We start from the raw sequence: 8,475 nt of genomic DNA on the forward strand, positions 1-8,475 counted from the left end.
GGACGGCCCTGTCCTCAGGTGCCGGGCTGAAAGCCTCTACAACGCCTGCGGGAACGTGAAGAATCCGTTCGGGTCGTACTGCTTCTTCAGGGTCGCGAGGCGGGGTGCCGCGTCGCCGTAGTAGGCCTTGCGCCAGTTGGTGAGGGTCGGGTCCGTGTAGTTCTGGTACGCGGCACCCGAGGCGTGGCGGGACATGGCCTGGTGGGCCGTGGTGAGCCAGGACCGGGCCGTCGTGCCGGAGGTGCTCGCCTTCCAGGACACGATGTACTGGGCCAGCATCCGGGAGCGGCGGTGGACGAAGGCCGTCGCCGTGGGGGATACGCGGTTGATCGCGCCCCCGAGAGCCGTGAGCGCGATGCTGCCCGTGCCGCCCCGGACCGACGAGACATGGGTGAGCAGGGTCTGGATTCCGGCCGGCGAGATCGAGCGGTCGAAGAAGTCCGAGCGTGCCGCGTACGTCTCGCGGCCCAGGGCACCGGTGGGCGTACGGCCCGGCGTGGAGCCCGGAAGGTGGCACTTGGCGTCCGTCGAGAAGGACGAGCAGCCCGCGTACATCTCCATCGACTCCTCGTACGAGCGGCGCTTCAGCGACACGCTGCGGGCCGAGGCGCCGATGCGGTCGGCCAGGCGGTCGACGGCGTTCTGGAGTTCGCCGTACGTGCCGAGGGAGAAGGCCGAGACGGAGACCGTCGGGGTGCCGCCGGGCGCGCACGCCAGGTGGCAGGACGACCAGATCTCGTCCGGCTGGTCCGGGCCCCACTCCTGCCAGGCCTTCACCACGGCGGCGGCCCTCGACCACGGCCACGTCATGTACGCGGAGACGGCCTGGGGCGCGGGGTGGGTACGGAAGCGGAGTTCGGTGACCACGCCGAAGTTGCCGTTGCCCGCGCCGCGCAGGGCCCAGAAGAGGTCCTTGTGGTCGGTGGCGTTGGCGGTGAGCTGCTTGCCGTCGGCGGTGACGATCGTGGCCTGGGTGAGGCTGTCGCAGGTCAGGCCGTAGGCGCGGGAGACCACGCCGTGGCCGCCGCCCAGGGTGAGGCCGGACACGCCGACGGTGGGACAGGAGCCGGCGGGGATGGTGACGCCCTTCGCGGCGAGGGCGCGGTAGACGTCGATCAGCTTGGCGCCGGCGCCGATGACCGCCTGGTTCGCGGAGGCGCGGATGGCGCCGAGTTCCGATACGTCGATGATCAGGTTGCCGTTGCCGGAGGACCAGCCCGCGTAGGAGTGGCCGCCGTTGCGGATCGATACGCGGGTTTTGTGGGCCTTCGCGTACGCGAGGAGCGTGCGGATGTCGTCCGGGTGGGCGGCGTAGGCGACGGCTGCGGGCTTCAGGGTGTCGAAGCGGGTGTTGTAGAGCTGGTGGGCCGCCTGCCAGCTGCGGTCGCCGGGGCGTATGAGGGGGCCGTCGAGATCGCGGGCGAGGGCGGTCCAGTTGGCGGCGGCTTGGGTGCTGGTGGTGGCGCGGTTGCTGGTGGTGGCCGTACGGGTGGCGGTGGCGGTGGCCGAGGCGGCTCGCTCGGTGGGGCGGGGAGTGGCGGTGCACGCGGATGTGGCCGCGGTCGTCGCGGCCGTTGCCGCTGCCAGCGCGGCTGTGGTGCCGCCGATGAACGTGCGCCGTTCCATGTTCGCCTCCCGTGGGTTCCGTGGAACGAGACGGTGTCCGCCGTGCCTGGGGTTCCCATGGAGAGGGGCCTTGGGCGTCCCGCGAGGGTCGAGTTCCAGCCATTTCGTAGGAGGGGGTTGAGGGGGCCGCGCCCACGCTGCCGGGACTCGGCGGGACGGGGTCCTCAGGATCCTCAGGGCGGGGTCCGGGGCTGCCCTCCCGAGCCCTTCTGGCGGTGCTTCGGCTGTACGAGGGACTCCGGAAGGCGGAGCCCGTGTCGGACTAAACAACCCTTCTGACCAGCCCATTCGTGGTCTGCACTGACGGCGGCCGCCGTACTCAGCGGGTGCGCCCCCGCGCAAATGCCCCCAGCGTTGTAGCCACGGACAAACCGTCCCATGACGCCGGGACGAGTGACCTACTCAGACGCATTGGGGTGCTGACGGACATGCGTGTAACTGGCCTGGGACATGCGGGGCTATTCATCGAGACAGCCGCGGGATCAGTGCTGTGCGACCCCTGGGTCAACCCGGCCTTCTTCGGGTCGTGGTTCCCGTTCCCCGACAACAGCAGTCTGGACTGGGCGTACTACGGTCAGGCAGCCGACTACCTCTACGTGTCGCACCTGCACAGGGACCATTTCGACGCGGAGAACCTGAGCAGGAACGTCCGAAAGGACATCACCGTACTGCTCCCCGCGTTCGCCACCCAGGAGTTGGAGCACGAGCTGCGTCAGCTCGGGTTCACGGACTTCCTGCGCACGCGCAGTGGCGAGCCCGTCGAGCGGGACGGTCTGCGGATCATGATCACCGCTCTGACCGGCCCCGGCGACGGCCCCATCGGGGACTCCGCGCTGTCACTGGACGACGGCGAGACGGTTCTGCTCAACCAGAACGACGCCCATCCGCTCGACATCCAGGCGATCCGCGAGTTCGGCGAGGTCGACGCGTACTTCGTGCAGTTCTCCGGCGCGATCTGGTACCCGATGGTGTACGAGATGCCGCTGAAGGCGAAGCAGGAGTTCGCCGCCCGTAAGCGCCAGGGGCAGTTCGACCGGGCGGTGCGCTACATCGACGCGGTGCAGGCGAAGCACGTGTTCCCCAACTCGGGGCCTCCGTGCTTCCTCGACGACGACCTTTTCGAGTTCAACGGCACCGGACCGGACGGGGAGAGCATCTTCACCGATCAGCAGGAGTTCCTGACGCAGCTCGCCGAGGAACGGCCCAAGACGTCGGCGCACCTGCTGCTGCCGGGAAGTGTCGCCGAGGTGGGCGGGAGCGACTGCAAGGTCATCCACAGCCACACCGCGGGGCAGATCGACCAGATGTTCGGCAACAAGCGCGAGTACCTGCGCGACTACGCGCGCAGACAACAGGACTCCCTCGCAGCCGAACGTGCGTCTCGTTCCCCCGCCCTGCCACGGGACCAACTCGTCGCGGCACTCAAACAGTGGTGGGAACCGCTGATGGCCCGTGCGGACGGGATCTGTGCCGGCGTCGGTGGCCCGTTGCGGCTGAACGTCGACGACGTCCCGATTGTGATCGACTTCCCCGCGCGACAGGTCCGTGAGTGGGACGGGGAAGTGTGCCGCTACACGTTGTCCACCACCGGGGACCTGGTTGCCACCAACATCGCGCGGCGCGAGGTCGACTGGTCCAACAGCCTGCTGCTCTCGCTGCGGTTCAGCGCGAGCCGGGTCGGGCCCTACAACGAATACGTGTACACGTTCTTCAAGTGCCTGTCCGTCGAGCGCATCGACTACGTGGAGAACTACTACGCGGCCGCCCAGGAGGACGACGAGGACATCGAGCTCGGCGACTGGCGAGTACAGCGCCGCTGCCCGCATCTGCAGGCCGACCTCAGCCGGTTCGGGCACATCGAGGACGACGTGCTCACCTGCACCATGCACGGCTGGCGCTACGACCTGTCCACGGGGCGCTGCCTCACTGCGGACAACCATGACATCCGCGCCACGCGTGACGCCTCCGGCGCCCGGGACCTCCGGTCGGGTCAGAGGGAAGGGGGCGAATGACCTGGCGGAGCTGACTGACCTGACTGACGGAACGCGGGCTGCCGGAGGGCGCCCGCGTCCGCGTTGTCGTATGAACTCGTACTTTCCGCCCGTTAGTTATGCATGTGCCGGTTGTGTCAGCTATATCTGTTGTGGCGAATTGGGTGGGGTTGGTCGGGGTGTTCGGGGACTGGCGTGGCGGTGCGGACGTGGGCCGTATGGAGGTGTAGGGCGGGCGTAGCCCCACGTCGGTCGGTGCGCCCGTGTAATTCGGGCGTCGGAATCCTCACGTGTCCTCGACGTAAGCGTTCCGTGACCTAACCGCACCGTCGACAGGGGTTCACCCGTCGTTCATTTATGGCCATCGGCGCCTTCACCTGTTCTGCCTACTTTCGGCCGTGCTGGGTGCGACGTGCGGCCCCCAACGGCACTCGCGCAGCGCATGACAAATGCAGTCCGAGAGAAGGCCCCAAGGTACGGCGACCGCCGTCCCGGTGGGTCGACACCACATCGCACGCCGCCCAGGTGGCGGCTTCTGGAAGGAATCCCTGAAAGTGAAGCTTCAGCGCAACCGGCTTCGCGCCCTTTCCCTCGGTGCGGTCGCGGTTACCGGCGCCCTGGTCCTGACGGCGTGCGGCTCCGACGACAACTCCGCCGACGGCAACGACAGCGGCAAGACGGACTCGGCTGCTCCGAGCAACATCAAGTGTGAGGACGCCAAGGGGCAGCTGCTGGCCTCTGGTTCCTCCGCTCAGGACAACGCCATGCAGGCCTGGGTGAAGGCCTTCCAGGAGGCGTGCTCCGGCGTCGAGATCAACTACAGCCCCGACGGTTCGGGCGCCGGTATCACCAAGTGGCTGCAGGGCACCACCGCCTTCGCCGGTTCGGACTCCGCGCTGGACGAGGCGGAGACCGCCGACTCCAAGAAGGTCTGCAAGACCGGCCAGGGCATCAACCTGCCGATGGTCGGCGGCCCGGTCGCCATCGGTTACAACCTCTCCGGTGTGGACAACCTGGTCCTCGACGCCGACACGATCGCCAAGATCTTCGACAGCAAGATCAAGAAGTGGAACGACCCGGCGATCGCCAAGCTCAACCCGGGTGTGAAGCTGCCGGCCACCGAGATCCAGGCCTTCCACCGCTCCGACGAGTCCGGTACCACCCAGAACCTGGGCAAGTACCTGCAGGCCGCGGCCCCGAAGTCCTGGAAGTACGAGCCCGACAAGGCCTGGGCCGCCGAGGGTGGCCAGTCCGCCTCCGGCTCCTCCGGTGTCGCCAGCCAGGTCAAGAACACCGACGGTGCGATCGGCTACTTCGAGCTCTCCTACGCCAAGAGCAACAACATCCCCGCCGTGAAGGTGGAGACCGGCGCCTCCCAGCCCGTTGAGGCCACCACGGACACCGCCTCCGCCGGCATCGCCGCCGCGAAGGTCGTCGGCACCGGCAAGGACCTGTCGCTGGAGCTCGACTACAACACCAAGGCTGACGGCGCCTACCCGATCATCCTGGTCACGTACGAGATCGTCTGCGACAAGGGCAACAAGGCCGACGCCCTGCCGACCATCAAGTCGTTCCTGAACTACACGGCCAGCGAAGAGGGCCAGAAGATCCTCAGCGACGCCGGTTACGCGCCGCTGCCGGACGAGATCGCGACCAAGGTCCGCGAGATCGTTCCGACCCTCGCCTGACCCACCACAAGGCGGCCGGCCCACGAGCAGTACGGGTCGGCCGCCCGTCCGGTGCACCGCCGCCAACGAGCCCGCCCCCGGTTCCCCCACAACTGAGCCGGGACCAGGCTCAGCAGACCGGAGAACGTAATGAATACGACAACGACACAGTCCCCTCCACCTCCCCCTACAGACCGAATAGAGCCCAGTAGCTCCCAGAAGACCGTCGTCAGGCCCGGCGACCGGATCTTCTCGGGGCTTTCGAAGGGTTCGGGCATCGCGCTGCTGGCGATCATGGCCGCCATCGCGACCTTCCTCGCCTACCGCGCGGCTCTCGCCCTGTCCGAGAACAAGGCGAACTTCCTCACCTACGAGGAATGGCTGCCGCAGAACACGCCGCCGATGTTCGGCATCGCGACCCTCGCCTTCGGCACGGTCGTCAGCTCGGTCATCGCCATGGTGCTCGCCGTGCCGGTCGCCATCGGTATCGCGCTGTTCATCTCGCACTACGCGCCGCGCAAGCTGGCCGCGCCGCTCGCCTACCTCGTCGACCTGCTGGCCGCCGTGCCGTCGATCGTCTACGGCCTGTGGGGCGCCCTCATCCTCGTGCCCCATCTCGACGGCCTGAACAAGTGGCTCGACGAGTACCTGGGCTGGACGTACATCTTCGACAAGTCCGGCACCGGCCCCGCCCGCTCGCTGTTCACCGTGGGCATCCTGCTGGCGATCATGATCCTTCCGATCATCACCAACGTCACCCGCGAGGTCTTCCTCCAGGTACCGCGGATGCACGAGGAGGCCGCGCTCGCGCTCGGCGCCACGCGCTGGGAGACCATCCGGATGTCGGTGCTGCCCTTCGCCCGCTCCGGCATCATCAGCGCCTCCATGCTGGGCCTCGGCCGTGCGCTCGGCGAGACGATGGCCGTCGCCACCGTGCTGTCGTCGAACTTCATCATCTCCGGCCACCTGCTGGACCCGGGCGGCGGCACCTTCGCCCAGAACATCGCCTCCAAGTTCAAGGAGGCGACCCCGCTCGGCCAGGACGCCCTGATCGCCTCCGGCCTGGTCCTCTTCGTCATCACCCTGCTGGTCAACGGCGCCGCCCGGTACATCATCGGCCGCCGCAAGGAGTACTCGGGGGCGAACGCCTGATGTCCCAGACAACCGTTGTCTCCGACCGCTCTCCGGTCTTCTCCTCCGCCCGGCTGCCTCGCTGGGCGCCGGCCGTGATCGCCGTCGCCTCCGTCGTGCTCTCCATCGGCATCAGCCTGGCCGCCGGCTGGGAGAGCAGGGTCCAGTGGGGTCTCATCGCCGCGCTGCTCTTCGTCATCGGCACCTACGCCGTCACGGCCCGGATCGAGGGCCCGCGCCAGGCCAAGGACCGGGTCGCCACCAGCCTCGTCTGGGTCTGCTTCATCCTGGCCGTCGTGCCGCTGCTGTCCCTGGCCTGGACCACCATCAGCAACGGTGCGCAGGTCGTCGACGGCTACTTCCTCAGCCACTCGATGAACGGTGTGCTCAACAGCGACCCCGGCGGTGGTGTCTACCACGCCCTGCTCGGCACCATCGAGCAGGTGCTCATCGCGACCGTGATCGCCGCCCCGATCGGTCTGCTCACCGCGGTCTACCTGGTCGAGTACGGCAAGGGGGCGCTGGCCCGCGCCGTCACCTTCTTCGTCGACGTCATGACCGGCATCCCGTCGATCGTCGCGGGTCTGTTCGTCCTGTCCTTCTGGATCCTGATCCTCGGGTTCAGCTTCTCCGGCTTCGCCGGTTCGATGGCGCTCGCGATCCTGATGATGCCCGTCGTGGTCCGCTCCACCGAGGAGATGCTCAAGCTCGTCCCGAACGAGCTGCGGGAGGCCTCCCTCGCGCTCGGCGTACCGAAGTGGAAGACGATCATGAAGATCGTCATTCCGACCGCGATCGGCGGTATCACCACCGGTGTCATGCTGGCCGTGGCCCGTATCACCGGTGAGACCGCGCCCGTGCTGCTGCTGGTGTTCGGCTCCAAGATCATCAACAACAACCCGTTCGAGGGTGCCCAGTCCTCGCTGCCGCTGTACGTGTACCAGGAGTACGCGATCGGGACCGAGCAGTCGATCGACCGGGCCTGGGGGGCGGCGCTCACCCTCATCGCCTTCGTCATGATCCTCAACCTGGTGGCCCGCGGTATCGCCCGCTGGAAGGCCCCGAAGACCGGTCGCTGACGCGGCCAGCAGTAACCAAGTCAGCGACTGAAAGAAGCAGTGATTCACATGGCCAAGCGAATCGACGTCAGCGGGCTCACCGCCTACTACGGCGCGTTCAAGGCGATCGAGGACATCTCGATGACCGTGGAACCCCGCTCCGTGACGGCCTTCATCGGCCCGTCCGGCTGCGGCAAGTCCACCTTCCTCCGCACCCTCAACCGCATGCACGAGGTCACTCCGGGCGGTCGGGTCGAGGGCAAGGTCATGCTCGACGACGAGAACCTGTACGGGAACGGGGTCGACCCGGTGACCGTACGGCGAGAGATCGGCATGGTCTTCCAGCGGCCGAACCCCTTCCCCACCATGTCGATCTTCGACAACGTGGCGGCGGGGCTGCGGCTGAACGGCTCGTACAAGAAGTCCGAGCTCAACGACATCGTGGAGAAGTCGCTCCGGGGTGCGAACCTCTGGGACGAGGTCAAGGACCGTCTGAACCGTCCCGGTTCCGGGCTGTCCGGTGGTCAGCAGCAGCGTCTGTGCATCGCGCGTGCCATCGCGGTCGAGCCGAAGGTGCTGCTGATGGACGAGCCCTGCTCGGCGCTCGACCCCATCTCCACGCTGGCGATCGAGGACCTGATCGGGGAGCTGAAGGAGCGCTTCACGATCGTCATCGTGACGCACAACATGCAGCAGGCGGCGCGTGTGTCCGACCGTACGGCGTTCTTCAACCTCGCGGCGGTCGGGCAGCCGGGCAAGCTCATCGAGATCGACGACACGGAGCGGATCTTCTCCAACCCGTCGGTTCAGGCCACGGAGGACTACATCTCAGGCCGCTTCGGCTGAGCCGAGCCTTTCTCCTGCTCCTCCTTTGAAGACCCCTCGCGGTGCTGCATGGCGGTGCCACCGCGAGGTACAAGGGCCCGCCCCTGGCTCCCGGGGGCGGGCCCGTGTGTTTGCGGGGCGCGTGGGTGGGCGTCCGTTTTTTGGGCTGGGCTGGGC

The 8,475-nt window shown here is 67.6% G+C and carries 6 protein-coding genes; 5 read left to right on the plus strand and 1 reads right to left on the minus strand.

The genetic code is table 11. The annotated features are described in order from the left end of the window. Positions 1–36 precede the first annotated feature (36 nt). Positions 37–1,626: an FAD-binding oxidoreductase gene (locus FPZ41_RS42050; protein WP_152869612.1), complete on the minus strand. Its 1,590-nt coding sequence runs from the start codon at positions 1,624–1,626 to the stop codon at positions 37–39. A gap of 428 nt (positions 1,627–2,054) precedes the next feature. Here FPZ41_RS42050 and FPZ41_RS42055 point away from each other — a divergent pair, with 428 nt between their 5' ends. From FPZ41_RS42055 to pstB, 5 genes are all read left to right on the plus strand, one after another. Next, the gene (locus FPZ41_RS42055; protein ID WP_152869614.1) at positions 2,055–3,638 is read left to right on the plus strand and encodes a Rieske 2Fe-2S domain-containing protein; all 1,584 of its coding nucleotides are present in this window, start codon (positions 2,055–2,057) and stop codon (positions 3,636–3,638) included. Between the two features lie 533 nt (positions 3,639–4,171). Then, positions 4,172–5,305 carry a phosphate ABC transporter substrate-binding protein PstS gene (gene pstS, locus FPZ41_RS42060; RefSeq protein WP_322621424.1) on the plus strand — a complete coding sequence of 378 codons (1,134 nt, stop codon included), beginning with the start codon at positions 4,172–4,174 and terminating at the stop codon, positions 5,303–5,305. A 129-nt stretch (positions 5,306–5,434) separates the two neighbouring features. Then, positions 5,435–6,436: a phosphate ABC transporter permease subunit PstC gene (gene pstC / locus FPZ41_RS42065; protein ID WP_152869618.1), complete on the plus strand. Its 1,002-nt coding sequence runs from the start codon at positions 5,435–5,437 to the stop codon at positions 6,434–6,436. After that, complete coding sequence (pstA, locus tag FPZ41_RS42070; RefSeq protein WP_152869620.1) at positions 6,436–7,494, plus strand: phosphate ABC transporter permease PstA; 1,059 nt, start codon at positions 6,436–6,438, stop codon at positions 7,492–7,494. Before pstC ends, pstA begins: the two co-directional genes overlap by 1 nt. A gap of 48 nt (positions 7,495–7,542) precedes the next feature. Beyond that, positions 7,543–8,319, plus strand: a complete 777-nt coding sequence (gene pstB / locus FPZ41_RS42075) for a phosphate ABC transporter ATP-binding protein PstB (protein WP_152869622.1) — start codon at positions 7,543–7,545, stop codon at positions 8,317–8,319. Positions 8,320–8,475 lie beyond the last annotated feature (156 nt).

Source organism: Streptomyces acidicola (assembly GCF_009377235.1).
GTDB lineage: Bacteria > Actinomycetota > Actinomycetes > Streptomycetales > Streptomycetaceae > Streptomyces > Streptomyces acidicola.

Excerpts from the sequence above, each read along its gene's own strand:
- FPZ41_RS42050 (WP_152869612.1), bottom strand. The coding sequence starts at position 1,626 with ATGGAACGGCGCACGTTCATCGGCGGCACCACAGCCGCGCTGGCAGCG.
- FPZ41_RS42055 (WP_152869614.1), top strand. The coding sequence starts at position 2,055 with ATGCGTGTAACTGGCCTGGGACATGCGGGGCTATTCATCGAGACAGCC.
- pstC (WP_152869618.1), top strand. The coding sequence starts at position 5,435 with ATGAATACGACAACGACACAGTCCCCTCCACCTCCCCCTACAGACCGA.
- pstA (WP_152869620.1), top strand. The coding sequence starts at position 6,436 with ATGTCCCAGACAACCGTTGTCTCCGACCGCTCTCCGGTCTTCTCCTCC.
- pstB (WP_152869622.1), top strand. The coding sequence starts at position 7,543 with ATGGCCAAGCGAATCGACGTCAGCGGGCTCACCGCCTACTACGGCGCG.